Genomic DNA, 15124 nt, shown 5'->3' on the forward strand with positions numbered 1-15124 from the left:
CTCGGCAGGCCCCGGCACCACATACCCCTTACCGTGACAGGGGTGCGCCTCGCCACCTTCAACATCCTGCACGGCCGCTCCCTGCGCGACGGGACCGTCGACGCCGACCGGCTCACCGACGCCATCAAAACCCTCGACGCCGACATCCTCGGCCTCCAGGAAGTCGACCGCGCCCAAGCCCGCAGCCACCACCTCGACCTCACCGTCCTCGCCGCCGACGCCCTCGGCGCCACCCACCACCGCTTCGCCGCCGCCGTCGTCGGCACCCCCGGCGAGGGCTTCCGCCCCCTCACCCACGACGACGACGGCGCCGACGAACCCAACTACGGCATCGGCCTCGTCTCCCGCTGGCCGGTCCGGCAATGGCGCATCGTCCGGCTCCCCGCCGCACCCGTCCGCTCCCCCGTCTTCACCCCCAAACCCATCCTCATCCGCGACGAACCCCGCGTCCTGCTCGCCGCCGTCGTCGAACCACCCTGGGGCGGCACCCTCACCGTCGCCACCACCCACCTGTCGTTCGTCCCCGGCTGGAACCTCGTCCAGCTCCGCGCCGTCATCCGCGCCCTGCGCGGCATGCCCGGACCACGACTGCTGACCGGCGACCTCAACCTCCCCGCCGGCGTCGCCACCCGGATGACCCGCTGGCGCACCCTCGCCCGCACCCCCACCTTCCCCAGCCCCGCACCGTCACTACAGCTCGACCACGTCCTGCTCGACCCCCGCGACACCGGCGGACTCGGCCAGGTCATCAGCGTCGACACCCCCGAGGTACCCGTCTCCGACCACCGGCCGCTCGTCGTCCACCTCGCCTCACCCGGCCAGTAGACCCAGCACCAACGCCACCGGCGCCCACACATCCCGGCCACCACACGGACGAGCGCGCTCACCTGCACCCGAAAGCAAAGCCCTTGGTGTCGTCGGCGCTTTGCGCCGTCCTTTTTGGTTCGGAATGCCGACAGGCACACCCCGTAGAGCATCCTAGGAAGATAGGTCAGAGTCTGTCGGGCGGAGGGCCAAACCGGTTCACCGTGACGACTGAAGACGGAGGGACGCCCTGCGCCCCATCTTGTGACGCAGGCGCTCTGATCAGAGAAATAGGTCGGCGTTCTCAGCGGCCCATTCGTCGTAGGTACGCGGCGAGCGGCCGATGATGTCGCGGACGGAGGGCCGTTGTGCGACCGTCCATTCGGTGAGTTCGGTCAGGCGCGCACCGTACTCCTGGAGCGCGTACAGCGTTACCTCGATGGCGCCTTCCGGCCAGCCGTTACGGTGCCACGTTGCCCGGCTCTCAGCAGCCGTCACGGTGACAGCCTGAATGTCGCAACCGATGGCGTCAGCGATGCTGCGCACCCGTGACCGGGTCGACAAAGGCAGTCCCACCGCCTCGATGACGGTGCCGGAGTAGTGGTCGGTGTGCATCGCCGCCGCAGCGACAGCGGCGAGATCGTCTTCATGGATGAACGGGTAGTGCCCACTGTCGAGGAACGCTTCCCGGACGACTCCCTCCGTTCGGATGGACTGCGGCCAGTCGGAGCCGGTCGCGGGATACGTGCCGCTCCTGACGGAGCCCATCACGGCGGAGGGCCGGAGATGAGTCCACCGGAGCCCGGAACGCTCTACAGCGCGTTCGATGGCCAGCCAGTGCCAGGTCTCCGGCGGGTTGTACTGCTCGTACTCGGGTCCGTGGGACGACAGCAGCACGATCCGCTGGACACCGGCTTCACCCGCCGACCTCAATGACGCCTCGACGGTCGAGGGATGCGCACCGGCGAGGAATACCGCATCGACGCCGGCGAAGATCTCGGCAGACGGCAACGGCTGGCCGATGGAGCCGATCACCACCTCTACCTCGGCCGGCCAGCCACTGCACTCCCCGGGTTCTGCGAGCACCCTCACCGGGTCCCCGGCGGCAAGCAACTGCCGTGCCAAGCGTTGTCCGACAAGCCCCGTGGGGCTGCAGCCCTCATCCTTGCTCGGCGCGACGACCGTGAGGAGTTTGACGTCCCCGGCGATCGGCCGGCTGTGGGGCGAGTGAGATCTGTCCATGGCAAGACCCTCCAAGAGCTGGCGGGGATCTTGCGCGTGATCGGTAGTGATGCAGCCCGGGCGACTTCCGCGCACCACTGAGATCAACGTTGCGGATCCAACTGCGGCGACTTTACCGGCCCCTGCCGGTGGGTGCCACCCCGGAGAAGACTGCACGGGCGGATGCGCTGTTCGAGTTGACCGAGGCGCTGTTGCGTACCGACGGGCGGTCGAACCGTCCTGACGTTCCGAGACGAGCTCCTCGGTGCTGCCGTCCGTCCCGGCAAGCCTGCTCCGTTCCGACGTGGCCAGGCGCACACCGCGCACCGCGTCCTAGGACGCTAGGTTTGGGTGGGACGGGGGACTTCGGGCGGGGGCGCGCGGTCGGGACACCCCGGACGGGTCGAAAATGGCCAGCGGAACGGCTAGAGGGGGCACACGGCGATGACCACGGCAGCGCACACGCCGGACACGGAACGCACGCGCGAGGATCTCGGGCGGCTGCGGCCGGATCTGGTCGCCGGATACGACGCGGCCCTGCCGGGCGCGCGGGCGGCCGTGCTGACCCGGCTGTGGGGCGCGATCGGCCGCGAACCCCTCCCCGGGCTCGGCAACCGCGCCACCACCGGCGGCCGGCTCACCGTGACCCTGGCCGGCGGCGGCACGCTCACCGGCCCGGCCGCGGCCACCGCCCCGTTCGCGGAAGCCGATGGGCAAGCCGAGGCGGAAAGGGAAGCCGCGACAGGACCGCGGCCCGGCCCGGTGATCGACGGCCCGGGCGGGCCGATCGGCGACCCGGTGCGGCTCGCCCGGCTCGCCGGCTGGCCGGACCGGTTCCACGCCGAACTCGCCAACTCCGTCGCCAACCTGGCTCTGGCCAGGGCGAACGCGTTCCCCACCCCCACCCTGAAACAGCTCGCCGCCGACCCGGAAGGCCTCGCCACGGCCGAACAGTCGGTGGTGGACGGGCATCCGATCCACCCGCTCTGCCGCACCCGGACCGGCATGTCGACCGAGGAGGTCCTGGCCTACGCGCCGGAGCACCGCACGATCGTCGAGCTGGCCGAGGTCCGCGTGCCCGAGGACCGGTGGTACGGCGAAGGCCCGCCGATCCTGACGGTCCACCCGTGGCAGCGCGACCACGTGCTCGACCGGCACCCGGGGCTGCGGCCCACCGGGCGCACCCGGCCGGCCCGGCCACTGATGTCGCTGCGGACGCTCGCCCCGGTCGGCCGGCGCAGCCAGCACGTCAAGACCGCGGTCGACGTGCAGATGACCTCCGCGGTGCGCACGGTCTCCCCGGCCGCGGTCCGCAACGGCCCGGTCGTCTCCGTGCTGCTGCACACGCTCGCCACCGACCTGCCCGGCCTGACGATCCTGCGGGAGACGTTCGCCGGCGCGGTCCTGGTCGACGGCGAACCCAGCCGCAGCCTCGCCTACCTGGCCCGGGAGGCACCCCGGCAGGCGCCCGGCGAGGTCGTCCTGCCGCTGGCCGCGCTCGCGCAGCCGGCACTGCAGAGGGACGCGGTCGACGCCGGCTTCGGCGGCGACCCGGTGGCCTTCTTCGCCACGCTGACCCGCACCGTCCTCCCGCCGCTGCTGGTCATGCTGCACCGCGGCGTCGCGCTCGAGGCGCACGGGCAGAACACGCTGGTCGCGCTGACCGACGGCGTGCCGAACCGGATGCTCTACCGGGACCTCGGCGGGATCCGGATCAGCCCGGCCCGGCTGCGCCGCAACGGCTTCACGCTCGGCGTGCCGGAGCTGCACGGCGACCTCGGCACCGACGACCCGGACGCGTTGCGCACCAAGGTCGTCGCCGCCGCGGTCTCCGGCGCGCTGGCCGAGCAGATCGCGGTGCTCACCCGTACCCACGGCGTGGCTCCTGATCTGCTCTGGGGTCTGGTCGCCGCGGTCGCCCGGGACACCTACGCGCGGCTCGGCACCGGCGACGTCGCGGGGCTGTTCGATGCGACGCTGCCGCTGAAGGCGACGACCGCGATGCGCCTGGCCGCGGACCCGCTCGACGACGTGTGGACCCACCTCGACAACCCGATGGCAGGACTGCGATGACCACCGCCCAGCGCGGCCACCACCTCTGCGAACTCGCCCCGGTCACGCTCCGGGACGCGGTCGCGCACACCACGGCCGGGCTCGGCCGGGCCGCGCCCGGGCTGCTGCCCGCGTTCCGCGACGCGATACCCGAGGCCGCGCGCACGGTCGGCACCCGGCTGCTCGGCGCGCTGATCCGCGAGGACATCGGCGACGCGCGCACCCGGTACGGCGGCCGCGGCACCCGGCACGGCTTCGACCGGGTCGAACCGGATCCGGCCGACGTGCCGGACGACCCGGTCGCGCTGCTCGGCGGCGACCCGGCCGCCTGGGGGCTGGCCGCCGAGATCGTCGACGCGACCGCGAACCTGGCGCTGGCGTTCGCCCGCCCGCCGGTCCGCGTGGACGTCCGGGACGCCGACGAGGCCGCGCTCGCCTACGAACGGCTGGCGATCACCGGGCACAACCTGCACCCGTGCGGGCGCACCCGGCTCGGCTGGGACGTGCCGGACCTGCTCGCGCACGACCTGGAGACCCCCGGCACCACGCTGCGGTTCGTGGCGGTCCGCCGGGACCTGCTCACCGGGCGGCTGGAGCACCCCGATCTCCCGCCGGCCCCGGACGGGTACGCGGTGCAGCCGGTGCACGCCTGGCAGTGGGACGCGGTGGTCCGGCACCGGTACGCGCACCTGCTCGACGACGGCGCGCTCCTGCCGCTCGACGGTGAGCTGCCGGTCTCCCCCACCGCGGCGCTGCGCACCGTGCTGCTGCCGCCCGGGCCGGACGGCGCCCGGCACTACCTGAAGGTGTCGCTGGACATCCAGGTCACCTCCACCCGCCGCAGCATCTCGGTGGCCAGCACGCAGAACGGGCCGGTGCTGTCCGCGCTGCTGCACACGCTGACCGGCGACGACCCGGACGGGCACCGGCTGCTGCTGCTGGCCGAGACCGCCGGCACGGCCGTCCTCGAGGCCGGGCGGGACCTGGCCGCGATCCTGCGCCGCGGCATCGACCACCGGCTGGCCGACGGCGAGACCGTGGTGCCGGGCAGCGCGCTCGCCGCGACCGACCCGGCGACCGGGCGGACCGTGCTGGCCGGGCTCGCCGACGCGTACCCGGGCAGCGCCCTGGACTTCGTCGAGGACTACGCGCGGCTGCTGCTTCCGGTGCCGCTGCGGCTCGCGGCCCGGCACGGCATCGCGCTCGAGGCGCACCTGCAGAACTGCCTGCCCACGTTCCGGCACGGGCGGCCGTACCGGCTGGTGCTGCGCGACTTCGCCGGGCTGCGGCTGCACCGGCCGCGGCTGGTGGCGTCCGGCATCGACCTGCCGCTGTGGCCGGGCTCGGTGACCGCCACGGACGACGACGCGACGATGCGGGCGAAGATCGGCTACACCGCGCTCCAGGCCCACCTGGGCGAGATCATCGTGCAGCTGACCCGGTCGCACGCGCTGGACGAGGCGGCGGCGTGGCGGCGGGTGCGCGCGGTCGTCGACGAGGTCTACGACGGGCTGCGCGGCGGGCCACGCCCGGTGCCGGCCGCGGCCGGGGACCATGCGGCGCTGACCGCGCCGCTGGTGCCGCACAAGGCGCTGGTCCGCATGCGGCTGGCCGGTGCGGGCGACGTCCACCACCCGGTCCGGAACCCGCTCCATGCGTTCTGACGTGCACGCCGCGCTGGACGGCGCCGAGCGGCCGGTCAGCGCCTACGTCTACTCGCGGGCCGTGCTGGCGGAGACCGCGGCGCGGGTGCGTGCGGCGCTGCCGGCCGGTGCGACGCTGCTCTACGCGGTCAAGGCCAACGGGCACCCGGACGTGGTCGCGGCGCTCGCGGCCGCCACCGACGGCCTCGAGGTCGCCTCCGGCGGGGAACTCGCGCTCGCGGTCGCGGCCGGTGCCCGGCGGATCGCCTTCGGCGGGCCCGCGAAAACAGATCAAGAGCTGCATGCCGGGGTACGGGCGGGCGCGCTGATCCACGTGGAGAGCGTCCTCGAGCTGCGCCGGCTGGACGCGATCGCGGGCCGGCTCGGCGTGCGGGCCACGGCCGCGCTGCGGGTCAACCGGGCCGAGGCCGGGCCGGACGGCAGCCACCGAATGACCGGCGTGCCGACACCGTTCGGGATCGACGAGGCCACGCTGGCCGACGCGCTCGCGGTGCCGCTGCGCGCGGTCGACCTGCGCGGCTTCCACCTGCACGCGGTGTCGAACTCGCTGGACGCCGGCGCCTACGCCACGTTCGCCGCCGGCGCGGTGGACTGGTCGGTGGCGGCCGCGGCCCGGTACGGCCTGGACCTGCGCTACGTCAACGTCGGCGGCGGGCTCGGCGTCTCGTACACCGGTGCGGAGACGCTCGACCTCGGAGAGCTCCGCGCCGGGCTGGCGGCGCTCGCCGTACCCGGGGACGTGGATCTGGTCTTCGAACCCGGTCGTTTCCTGGCCGCGGACGCCGGGTGGTACGCGGCCGAGGTGATCGACCTGAAGCGGACGCACGGCCGCTGGTTCGCGGTCCTTCGCGGCGGTACCCACCACTTCCGGCTGCCCGCGGCGTGGGGTTACAGCCACCCGTTCACGGTCCTGCCCCGCGACGACGCGTGGCAGTGGGACTTCCCCCGGCCCACGGTCACGGACGTGCCGGTGGACGCGGTCGGCGAGCTGTGCACGCCGCGCGACGTGCTCGCCCGCGACGTGCACGTGGACCGGCTGCGGGTCGGCGACGTGCTGCTCTTCGCCCGCACCGGCGCCTACGGCTGGGACATCTCCCACCACGACTTCCTCCGGCACCCGCACCCGCAGATCATCGTGGTCTGACCGGTCGGTCAGCGCCGCGGCGCGGCGGTGAACAGCGCGATCAGCTCGCCGACGCGGTGATCGGCCTCGGCCGGGTGCCGGAACCGGCCGGCCGGGTTGATCGTGTACTCGTTGCGGCGGCCGACCCGTTCCCGGTGCAGGTAGCCGTCGGCCTCGAGGTCGGCGACGATCGCCTGCGCGGCGCGCTCGGTGATGCCGACGGACGCGGCGACGTCGCGCAGCCGGGCGGTCGGCTCGCGCGCGATGGCCAGCAGCACGTGCGCATGGTTGGTCAGGAACGTCCACCCGCGGGACGCGGGCGTGCTGCTGGGCATCGATGACCTCGTTCGTCGGCGTGTCCGGGCACCTCAATATAGGACGCACCAGACACGAAACCCGCATCGCATGTCCCCCTTGACATACGAACTGTGCTTCGCGAATAATGGGACGTAGTTCGAGGGGGAGTACCCGACGATCCACGCACCGTCGTCAGTACGGACCTGGCAATCCGGGTCCCGGCGGTGCGGCTACCGGTGCGGTGGCCGGGGAGACCTTCGTCCAGCGCGCCGGCTTCCGCACCGCGGGGCCGGCTGGACGGGAGGTCTCCCCTTGTCCGTGTCCTGGTGGATCTGGGCCGTGATCATGCTCGCCATCGCGGCGATGCTGGCCGTCGACCTGTTCCTGCACCGCGACAACCACGTCATCGGCTTCCGCGAGGCCGTGATCTGGTCCGGCATCTGGATCGCGGCCGGCCTGCTGTTCGGCGTCGTCCTGTGGGTGTGGCAGGGCGGCGAGGTGGCCGGCACCTACTACGCCGGCTACCTGATCGAGAAGGCGCTGTCGATCGACAACGTGTTCGTCTTCGCGCTGATCTTCTCCTACTTCGCGGTCCCGGCCGCGTACCAGCACAAGGTTCTGTTCTGGGGCGTCATCGGCGCCCTGGCGTTCCGGCTGGCGTTCATCTTCGTCGGCGCGGAACTACTGGAGACGTTCTTCTGGACCGCCTACGTGTTCGGCGCGTTCCTCGTCTACACCGGCTACCGGATGGCGTTCCGGCACGGCGAGCAGAGCCCGCCGGACCGCAACCCGGTCGTGCGCCTCGTGCGCCGGATCATCGCGACCGACCCGGCGTACCACGGTGACAGGTTCTTCACCCGGATCAACGGCAAGCGCGTCGCCACCCTGCTGTTCGTGGTCCTGATCGCCGTCGAAGCCACCGACCTGATCTTCGCCATCGACAGCGTGGCGGCGATCCTTGCCATCACCACCAGCACGTTCATCGTCTGGACCGCGAACGCGTTCGCCATCCTCGGCCTGCGCAGCCTGTACTTCTGCCTGGCCGGGCTGCTGCGCCGGTTCGTGCACCTGCACTACGGGCTGGCCGTACTGCTCGCGTTCGCCGGTGTCAAGCTGATCCTGTCCGAGACCCCGGTCGGCAAGCTGCCGATCCCGGTCACGCTGGGCGTGATCGTCGTGACGATCGCGGTGTCGATCGTGTGGAGCCTGCGCAGCACCCGCTCCGCCGTCTCGTCCGGAACGGCTGTGCGGTACGGCACAGGGCGGCCCGCTCAGGTCGTGGCCGGTGATGCCGACCGTGGGCGCGACACCGAGACCTGATTCCCCGCCCCCCTCCCGGAGCGACGCCGTCCGGCCCGTGAAGGCCGGTCGCTCCGGGAGGGCCCTCGTCAGCCGGCGTCCTGCCGGCGGACCATCTCGGAGATCCAGACCGGCACGTACGGCGAGGTGCAGCCGGGTCGCCGGTGGCCCACAGCCGTACCGCCAGGTCCTGCCGGGTCTTCAGTCTTTTCGCCACCGGGCGCAGCGCGCCCAGGTTCACGCCGTGATCGTCGCCGTGTCGCGCGTTCACCGCGCGCACCCGCGGGTCGTCCAGCGCGGCCAGCTCGGCCCGGACGGCGTCCACCTCAGCATCCATCCGACGACTATTTCAGACGTCGCTTATTTAAGGCAACGCTGAAATTGCGATGGTCCTCTACCGTCTCAGGCGTCACCATCCACGTCGAAAGGCTGCTCCAATGAACCGCTCGCTCGCCGCCCTGCTCGCGCTCGCCGTCGCGGCGCCGGTGCTCGGCGCCTGCAGTGGTACCGACAACTCCGAGCTCCGGCAGATCAAGCCGGGCTCCGCCGTCTACATCGACGCCTGGGACGAGAACGGCGACCGCGGCGACCAGGCCCAGGTCGAGCAGAAGCCGTCCGGCCTGTGGGTGGTGCCGCTGCAGGCCCACTTCCGCCAGACCAAGGGCAAGGGCTTCGACGTCAAGGTGGAACTGACCCGCGACGGCCTCTGGCGCGTCGACCCGGAGGGCGCCCAGGTCGGCCGCGACCACGACGACTGCCTCGAGGACGGGGAGGCCTACGCCCAGATGGCCGCCGCCGGCACCGCGCTCCGCTGGGAGCCCGACACCGGCGGCACCACGAGCGGCGGCGACGACTGCTTCACGCTCCAGCAGGAATCGAAGAAGTAACCGCGGCCACCACGAGATCCGGGTCGTCCCGGTGCGGCGAGTGCCCGCACCCGGGCGCGACCCGGAACGTCGCGTTCCCGGTCAGCGCCGCCGCGTGCGCGGCCGTGAAGCTCGGCTCCTCGACCGCCGGATCCGCACCGAGCACCGTCACCGGCGCCCCGATCCGCGCAACCGCCGGCACCAGATCCCACGGCCCGTTGTCGCGCAGGCAGTGCTCCACCACGTACGGCGAGCACGCCGCCGCGGCCGCCGCCTTCAGCCGTACCGTCTCCGGATGCCAGCGCGGCTGCGCCGCCGCGATCTCGGCCGGGGTGGCGGTCAGCTCCGCCGTGAGCGCGACGACGTACCGCTCGATCTCCGGCCCGGAAACCCGCAACACCGGATCCAGCAACAGGTACGCCCGCGCGGTCAGCAGCCCGGACGCCGCCGCCTCGGCGACCGCGGCACCGCCCAGCGAGTGCCCGACCACCACGTCCCAGCCCGCGCCCTCGTCGTCGACCGCGCCGAGATCGGCCGCGTGCTCCGCCAGCCGGTAACTCACCGCGCCCGGCGCCCGCCCGTGGCCGCGCAGGTCCACCGCGGTCACCCGGCAGCCGGCCCGCGCCAGCGCGTCAGCCACCTGCCACCAGACGACCGCCGCCGACGTCAGCCCGTGCACCAGCAGCACTCGCGCGGCCGCATCCCGCGCGCCCCACCGCAACACCGGCAGCTCGACCGGCACCACCCGCTCACCATGATCCATGGCCGGAGAGTAGCCGGATCGCCGACCGGTGGCACCTACGCGTCCGGTCCGACCGGGCGGACGAAGTGCAAGTCGTCACCGGGATGTGCGATACCGTCGAGCACCATCGGGGGCAGGGCGTCCCAGTCGAGGCCGGCGGCGTAGTCGCGCTCGGCGAACGCGATCAGGGAGCGTCCGATCTCGTCTCCCCCGCAGTCGATCAGCAGGTCGTCGGCCAGCACCTGGCGCAGCGCGTCGAATGCTCGCCGGTCGTCCCACTGGGACAGGTCGACGGCGGCCTCAGCGCGCCAGATGAGGTCCGCGGTCCGGTCCAGCAGCACCGCGCGCAGGAAGTCGGCTCGCCGGTCCCAGCGAGGCCGGGCCGCGGCGCCGAGGCCTTCCAGGAACTGGCGCGGCGGCCGGTAGGCATGGGTGTCGACGTAGTGCAGGATCATCGCCGGTGCGGCGTAGGTGCGCTCGTCCGGCAGGTAGTAGCGGTATTCGCCGTTGCCCTCGACCGTCCCGCAGAACTCGCAGGTGTGGAACCCCAGGGCGACGTTGCATATCCGGCGGGAGGCGCCACGCAGCTCTTCCAGTTCGGTGCCCGCCAGGGGTGCCCCCGCCGGTCCCTGCACCCCGTGCTCCGAACCCAGCCAACCGATCGACGTCATCGGCAGGGCGGAATCGGTGTACGTGTACGGCGTCAGATCCAGGTACTCCACGATGTCAGGATCCCGCACCCGGGTGCTGGGGCGGCTGGCGGATCGGCCGCCGGTCCACCGTGCTGACTACGTGACAGGGAACAGCGCCGTTCCCTGTCACATACACTGCGCGTCGTGAGGGTGAAGCATGCTCCACCCACGAGAGGAAACGACCGATGCGCTACCTGATGACGTCCGTCTCCACCGGCACCACGCCCGCGCCGGACGAGAAGCTGTACGCCGACATGGCCGCGTTCGTCCAGGAGCTGTCCGCGACCGGGCAGCTGCTGGCCACCGGCGGCCTGGCACCGGCGGGCACCGTGCTGACCTCCAAGGACGGTGAGATCACCACCGTGGACGGGCCGTTCGCCGAGGCGAAGGAGGTCGCGGCCGGGTTCGCGCTGATCGAGGTGGCGGACGAGGCCGAGGCGATCGAGCTGTGCCGGCGGTTCCGGCGGATGGTCGGCGACGGCACGAGCGTGATCCAGCAGGTGTTCGGCTAGGGATGGAGACCGTCGAGGCGGTCTGGCGCCTGGAGTCGGCCCGCATCGTCGCCGCGCTCACCCGAGTGGTGCACGATGTGGGCCTGGCCGAGGAGCTGGCCCAGGACGCGCTGGTCACCGCGCTGGAGCGGTGGCCGGCCGACGGCGTGCCGGACAATCCGGGCGCCTGGCTGATGACGGTCGCGAAACGCCGCGCCATCGACCATGTCCGGCGGTCGCGGGCGCAGGACCGCGCGTACGCGGAGACCGCGGCCCTGAGCGGCGACACCGCGGCGGACGAGCGCGATGACGTACTCCGGCTGATGTTCGTCACCTGCCACCCGGTGCTGCCGGCCACGGCCCGGGTGGCGCTCACTCTGAAGCTCGTCGGCGGGCTCACCACGGCCGAGATCGCCCGGGCGTACCTGGTCACCGAGCAGACGATCGCGCGCCGTATCTCGTCCGCGAAGCGCACGCTCGCGGCCGCCGGTGTCGCGTTCGCGCTGCCGGCCGGGCCGGAGCTGGCCGAACGGCTGGACGCGGTCCTCGAGGCCGTCTACCTGATCTTCAACGAGGGGTACACCGCGACCACCGGTGACGACCTGCTCCGGACGGACCTGTGCCGGCAGGCGCTGCGGCTCGGGCGGCTGCTGGCCGTGCTCGCGCCGGGCGAGGCGGAGGTGCACGGGCTGGTCGCGCTGATGGAGATCCAGGCGTCCCGGGAGCGGGCCCGGACCGCGCCGGACGGGACGCCGGTGCCGCTGCACGAGCAGGACCGCGGTCGCTGGGACCGGCTGCTCGTCCAGCGCGGCTTCGCGGCCATGCTGCGCGCCCGGGACGCCGGCGGGCCGCCGGGCCCGTACCTGCTGCAGGGCGCGATCGCGGCCTGTCACGCGCAGGCCCGCACGGCCGAGGAGACCGACTGGGCGCGGATCGCCTCGCTCTACGCGACGCTGGAGACGCTGCGGCCGACACCGGTGGTGCGGCTCAACCGCGCGGTCGCGGTCGGCGCGGCGGACGGCCCGGCCGCCGGTCTCGCGCTGACCGACGCGCTCCTCGACGACCCGCGGGTGCGCGACTACCACCTGCTCCCGGCCGTGCGCGGCGACCTGCTGGCCCGGCTCGGCCGGCACGCGCAGGCGCGCGCCGAGCTGCGCCGCGCCGCCGCGCTCACCCGCAACCGGGCCGAGGCCGCTTACCTGCGCGGACGCGCCGACGGCCTGCCGGCCGACAACCACGGTCAAGACCTTCGCGACGGTACGGTACGCGAGCGTGCCACCGAGTTCCTGGCACGGCACGACGCGAGCACCCGCCGGTCGTACGCGCAGACGCTCGACCGGCTCCGCCGGGCACTCGGCGACGACACCCCGATGACCGCGCTCACCGCGGACGCGGTCGCCCGCGCCTGCGTCACCGCCTGGGGTACCGCCGCACCGGCCACCTGGAACCGGCACCGGGCAACGATCCGCTCGTTCGCGGCCTGGGCGGGCACGCCCGGGCTCGCCGCCGGGCTGGACCGGCGCGCGGACACCCGTACCGTCGCGGTGCCCCTGTCCTCCGAGGCGGTGGCCGCGCTGTGCGCGGACGCCGGCCACCCGCTGCGTGAACGCGCGCTCTGGCTGCTGCTGCACGAGTCCGGCGCGACCGTCACCGCGGTGCTCGGGCTGGACGTGCAGGATCTCGACCTGGACGACCGCCGCGCACCCGGCAAGGGCCTGAGCTGGCGGTCCGGCAGCGCGCGGCTGCTGCCCGCGCTGATCGGCGGCCGGGCTCGCGGCCCGCTGTTCCTCGCCGGCCGGCGCCCGGGACCGGCCCGCACGCCGGCGAGCGCGGCGGACCTGTGCCCGGAGACCGGCCGGCGGCGGCTGTCCTACGAGCGGGCCGAATACCTGTGCAAACGCGCGACCGGGGCCACGCTGCGCCGGTTCAGCCCCGCGAGCGCTCGACGTCGTCGGTGACCGTGATCCCGGCCGCGAACTCGGCGATCGTGGCGGTGCCCCAGCGCAGGTTGTGCCACAGCTGCACGTTCAGGTAGGCGCCGCCGTCCAGCCGGACGAACAGCGTGCGGACGCCGTCCTCGCTGGTCCACAGCACGGCCGGCCGGCCGCCGACGGTGAGCTGCTCGGCGGGGGGCCGGTCGTCCGGCGCCTCGTACTGGAGCGAGATGGTGATCTTGTCGGCGAACGAGTTCGGGTCCTGGTCCGGCAGGCCGATCGGCGCGATCAGCAGCGTGGTGGCGACGGAACTCTGGATCTCCCAGCCTTCCGGCACCACGTCGATCGTGAACCCCTCGGGCTGGTCCCCGGCGAACGCGACCAGCCGTACGCCGGCGGGGGTACCGGGGGTGGTGTCGACGGCGCTCGAGGTGCCGCGGGGGATCACCGGTGCGGCCTCGATCCGGTCGCCGCCGGGATCGGCCGGTGCGTCGACGGTGACGGCCGCGACGCCGAGCGCGCCCACCGCCACCAGCGCCAGCGCGCCGCCGAGCAGGCCGCGCACCTGCCGTTTCCGGCGCAGCGCCACCCGGCCGCGCGCCACGTCCGCGTCCACCGCGGCCGGGGCCGGCGGGTGTTCCGGCCCGGCGATCCGGTCCAGGTACTGCCGCAGATCACTCATCGCCCTCGTCCCCAGGCTCTCTTCAGATGACCGCACCGGACACCGACCGGTCCAGTGCCTCGCGCAGCCGGTCCAGGCCACGCGCCGTCTGGCTCTTCACCGTGCCGGTGCTGCAGCCGAGCGCGTCCGCGGTCTCCGCGATGTCCAGCTCGTAGAAGTACCGGAACACGACCGCGGCCCGCATCCGCGGCGGCAGCTCGCGCAGCGCGCGGCGCACCTCGCCCGCGGCCTCCGGCTCGTCGTCCGGCACCGGCGCCTCGGTGTCCGGCGGCGCGGCCGTGCTCCGCTCCGCCCGCCGCCACGGCCGCCGGTGCTCGTCCACCAGGCAGTTGACCAGCGCGCGGCGCAGGTACCCGTCGGGGTTGCGGGCCGCCCGGAACGACGGCCACGCCACGTACAGCCGGGTCAGCGTGGTCTGCACCAGATCCTCGGCCGTGTGCGCGTCCCCGCCGGTCAGCAGCGTGGCGGTACGCACCAGGCCCGCCCGCCGCGCCGACACGAAGTCATGGAACTCCTGGTCGCGCGCGTTGCCTCTCCCGACCTTCATGATCTCCTGACGGAACCACACGGCCCGGGGTTGCATCCGCGACTGTCAGCTGCACGACACTTCCCGGCACGCCGCGACCGGGCGACGGGTCTTGAGCAACCACGCCGGAAGCGGAGGGAGGAGCGCCGGCGACAACCGGTGCACACCCGCACTGCCCACTGATCCGCCGCCACTGATCCGCCGCCACTGCCGGGCCGATGCCGGCCGTGCATCCGCGCGCTCCCGGTGGTCGCGCGCGCTTCGCACGCCACCGGTCCCGCATCAATGCCGGCGGTACAGGCCGTGCCGCCGGTGATCCGCGTGTCTCGCCCGCAGCCGGTCTCGCATCAATGCCGTGCTGCTGGCGATCCGCGTGCTTCGCTCGCCACCGGGGGCGGGGTCGATGCCCGGGATGATCTTCCATCCGTGGGGAATCGAAGATCCAGATGTCGTTGTGGCCACGTCGCCCGGATCAAAAGCAGCCGGCAGCGGCGTACAGATCTCGCACCGCGCCACCGAGCCGGCGGCCGCCGCACCTCACGCCCGAAATATCGCCATATCGGGGGACGAGGCGCCCGGCGACTCGCCGCCAGCCCGGCCCGAAGGCGGCACCGCCGGAACTGAGTGATCAATCAGTGGAGCAAAAAGGAGATCAAATATCGAAGTTTACCTCCATTTCGCTCCACTGATTGATCACTCAGCCGGGCAGGCGGGATTCCCGCGGACACGGA

At 73.2% G+C, this 15124-nt stretch carries 15 protein-coding genes; 9 read left to right on the top strand and 6 right to left on the bottom strand.

Annotation, left to right across the window (positions count from 1 at the left end; translation table 11 throughout):
* The first annotated feature begins 42 nt into the window (after window positions 1–42).
* On the top strand, window positions 43–825 hold the full coding sequence (locus tag J2S42_RS01895) for an endonuclease/exonuclease/phosphatase family protein (RefSeq protein WP_307234560.1): 783 nt from the start codon (window positions 43–45) through the stop codon (window positions 823–825).
* Between the two features lie 261 nt (window positions 826–1086).
* Here the strand turns inward: J2S42_RS01895 and J2S42_RS01900 are convergent, their stop codons facing one another.
* Window positions 1087–2046 (bottom strand): SDR family oxidoreductase, encoded by a 960-nt coding sequence (locus J2S42_RS01900; RefSeq protein WP_307234561.1) that lies wholly within the window; start codon window positions 2044–2046, stop codon window positions 1087–1089.
* A 423-nt stretch (window positions 2047–2469) separates the two neighbouring features.
* Between J2S42_RS01900 and J2S42_RS01905 the strand changes: the two genes are divergently transcribed.
* The 3 genes from J2S42_RS01905 to J2S42_RS01915 are packed head-to-tail and all read left to right on the top strand — an operon-like array spanning window position 2470 to window position 6885.
* A complete protein-coding gene (locus J2S42_RS01905; RefSeq protein WP_307234563.1) occupies window positions 2470–4098 on the top strand; it encodes an IucA/IucC family protein in 1629 nt (542 codons plus the stop codon).
* Window positions 4095–5741: an IucA/IucC family protein gene (locus J2S42_RS01910; RefSeq protein WP_307234565.1), complete on the top strand. Its 1647-nt coding sequence runs from the start codon at window positions 4095–4097 to the stop codon at window positions 5739–5741. Before J2S42_RS01905 ends, J2S42_RS01910 begins: the two co-directional genes overlap by 4 nt.
* Window positions 5731–6885 (top strand): type III PLP-dependent enzyme domain-containing protein, encoded by a 1155-nt coding sequence (locus tag J2S42_RS01915; RefSeq protein ID WP_307234567.1) that lies wholly within the window; start codon window positions 5731–5733, stop codon window positions 6883–6885. Before J2S42_RS01910 ends, J2S42_RS01915 begins: the two co-directional genes overlap by 11 nt.
* 8 nt (window positions 6886–6893) lie before the next feature.
* Here the strand turns inward: J2S42_RS01915 and J2S42_RS01920 are convergent, their stop codons facing one another.
* Window positions 6894–7199 carry a helix-turn-helix transcriptional regulator gene (locus tag J2S42_RS01920; protein WP_307234569.1) on the bottom strand — a complete coding sequence of 102 codons (306 nt, stop codon included), beginning with the start codon at window positions 7197–7199 and terminating at the stop codon, window positions 6894–6896.
* 274 nt (window positions 7200–7473) lie between these two features.
* Here J2S42_RS01920 and J2S42_RS01925 point away from each other — a divergent pair, with 274 nt between their 5' ends.
* Together J2S42_RS01925 and J2S42_RS01930 are read left to right on the top strand one after the other, a co-directional pair.
* Entirely contained in the window at window positions 7474–8481 is a 1008-nt protein-coding gene (locus J2S42_RS01925; RefSeq protein WP_307234570.1) for a TerC family protein, read from the top strand.
* 416 nt (window positions 8482–8897) lie between these two features.
* Entirely contained in the window at window positions 8898–9347 is a 450-nt protein-coding gene (locus J2S42_RS01930) for a hypothetical protein (protein WP_307234572.1), read from the top strand.
* Here the strand turns inward: J2S42_RS01930 and J2S42_RS01935 are convergent.
* Both J2S42_RS01935 and J2S42_RS01940 read right to left on the bottom strand, forming a co-directional pair.
* Window positions 9319–10089 carry an alpha/beta fold hydrolase gene (locus tag J2S42_RS01935; RefSeq protein ID WP_307234574.1) on the bottom strand — a complete coding sequence of 257 codons (771 nt, stop codon included), beginning with the start codon at window positions 10087–10089 and terminating at the stop codon, window positions 9319–9321. The genes J2S42_RS01930 and J2S42_RS01935 overlap by 29 nt on opposite strands.
* 35 nt (window positions 10090–10124) lie before the next feature.
* Window positions 10125–10790: a DUF7919 family protein gene (locus tag J2S42_RS01940; RefSeq protein WP_307234575.1), complete on the bottom strand. Its 666-nt coding sequence runs from the start codon at window positions 10788–10790 to the stop codon at window positions 10125–10127.
* A gap of 155 nt (window positions 10791–10945) precedes the next feature.
* Here J2S42_RS01940 and J2S42_RS01945 point away from each other — a divergent pair, with 155 nt between their 5' ends.
* Window positions 10946–11272: a YciI family protein gene (locus tag J2S42_RS01945; protein ID WP_307234576.1), complete on the top strand. Its 327-nt coding sequence runs from the start codon at window positions 10946–10948 to the stop codon at window positions 11270–11272.
* 2 nt (window positions 11273–11274) lie between these two features.
* On the top strand, window positions 11275–13209 hold the full coding sequence (locus J2S42_RS01950) for an RNA polymerase sigma factor (RefSeq protein ID WP_307234578.1): 1935 nt from the start codon (window positions 11275–11277) through the stop codon (window positions 13207–13209).
* On the opposite strand, the gene J2S42_RS01955 is transcribed toward J2S42_RS01950, so the two are convergent.
* Both J2S42_RS01955 and J2S42_RS01960 read right to left on the bottom strand, forming a co-directional pair.
* On the bottom strand, window positions 13178–13867 hold the full coding sequence (locus J2S42_RS01955) for a hypothetical protein (protein ID WP_307234580.1): 690 nt from the start codon (window positions 13865–13867) through the stop codon (window positions 13178–13180). The genes J2S42_RS01950 and J2S42_RS01955 overlap by 32 nt on opposite strands.
* A gap of 22 nt (window positions 13868–13889) precedes the next feature.
* Window positions 13890–14414 carry a SigE family RNA polymerase sigma factor gene (locus J2S42_RS01960; RefSeq protein ID WP_307234582.1) on the bottom strand — a complete coding sequence of 175 codons (525 nt, stop codon included), beginning with the start codon at window positions 14412–14414 and terminating at the stop codon, window positions 13890–13892.
* A 334-nt stretch (window positions 14415–14748) separates the two neighbouring features.
* On the opposite strand from J2S42_RS01960, the gene J2S42_RS01965 reads away from it, so the two are divergent.
* On the top strand, window positions 14749–15021 hold the full coding sequence (locus tag J2S42_RS01965) for a hypothetical protein (protein ID WP_307234584.1): 273 nt from the start codon (window positions 14749–14751) through the stop codon (window positions 15019–15021).
* The last annotated feature ends 103 nt before the right edge of the window (window positions 15022–15124 follow it).

This window comes from Catenuloplanes indicus (assembly GCF_030813715.1).
Taxonomy (GTDB): Bacteria; Actinomycetota; Actinomycetes; order Mycobacteriales; family Micromonosporaceae; genus Catenuloplanes; species Catenuloplanes indicus.

Bases quoted from the DNA above. Each gene is read 5' to 3' on its own strand.
- J2S42_RS01900 (WP_307234561.1), bottom strand. From the start codon at position 2,046: ATGGACAGATCTCACTCGCCCCACAGCCGGCCGATCGCCGGGGACGTC.
- J2S42_RS01905 (WP_307234563.1), top strand. From the start codon at position 2,470: ATGACCACGGCAGCGCACACGCCGGACACGGAACGCACGCGCGAGGAT.
- J2S42_RS01910 (WP_307234565.1), top strand. From the start codon at position 4,095: ATGACCACCGCCCAGCGCGGCCACCACCTCTGCGAACTCGCCCCGGTC.
- J2S42_RS01915 (WP_307234567.1), top strand. From the start codon at position 5,731: ATGCGTTCTGACGTGCACGCCGCGCTGGACGGCGCCGAGCGGCCGGTC.
- J2S42_RS01920 (WP_307234569.1), bottom strand. From the start codon at position 7,199: ATGCCCAGCAGCACGCCCGCGTCCCGCGGGTGGACGTTCCTGACCAAC.
- J2S42_RS01930 (WP_307234572.1), top strand. From the start codon at position 8,898: ATGAACCGCTCGCTCGCCGCCCTGCTCGCGCTCGCCGTCGCGGCGCCG.
- J2S42_RS01935 (WP_307234574.1), bottom strand. From the start codon at position 10,089: ATGGATCATGGTGAGCGGGTGGTGCCGGTCGAGCTGCCGGTGTTGCGG.
- J2S42_RS01945 (WP_307234576.1), top strand. From the start codon at position 10,946: ATGCGCTACCTGATGACGTCCGTCTCCACCGGCACCACGCCCGCGCCG.
- J2S42_RS01950 (WP_307234578.1), top strand. From the start codon at position 11,275: ATGGAGACCGTCGAGGCGGTCTGGCGCCTGGAGTCGGCCCGCATCGTC.
- J2S42_RS01955 (WP_307234580.1), bottom strand. From the start codon at position 13,867: ATGAGTGATCTGCGGCAGTACCTGGACCGGATCGCCGGGCCGGAACAC.
- J2S42_RS01960 (WP_307234582.1), bottom strand. From the start codon at position 14,414: ATGAAGGTCGGGAGAGGCAACGCGCGCGACCAGGAGTTCCATGACTTC.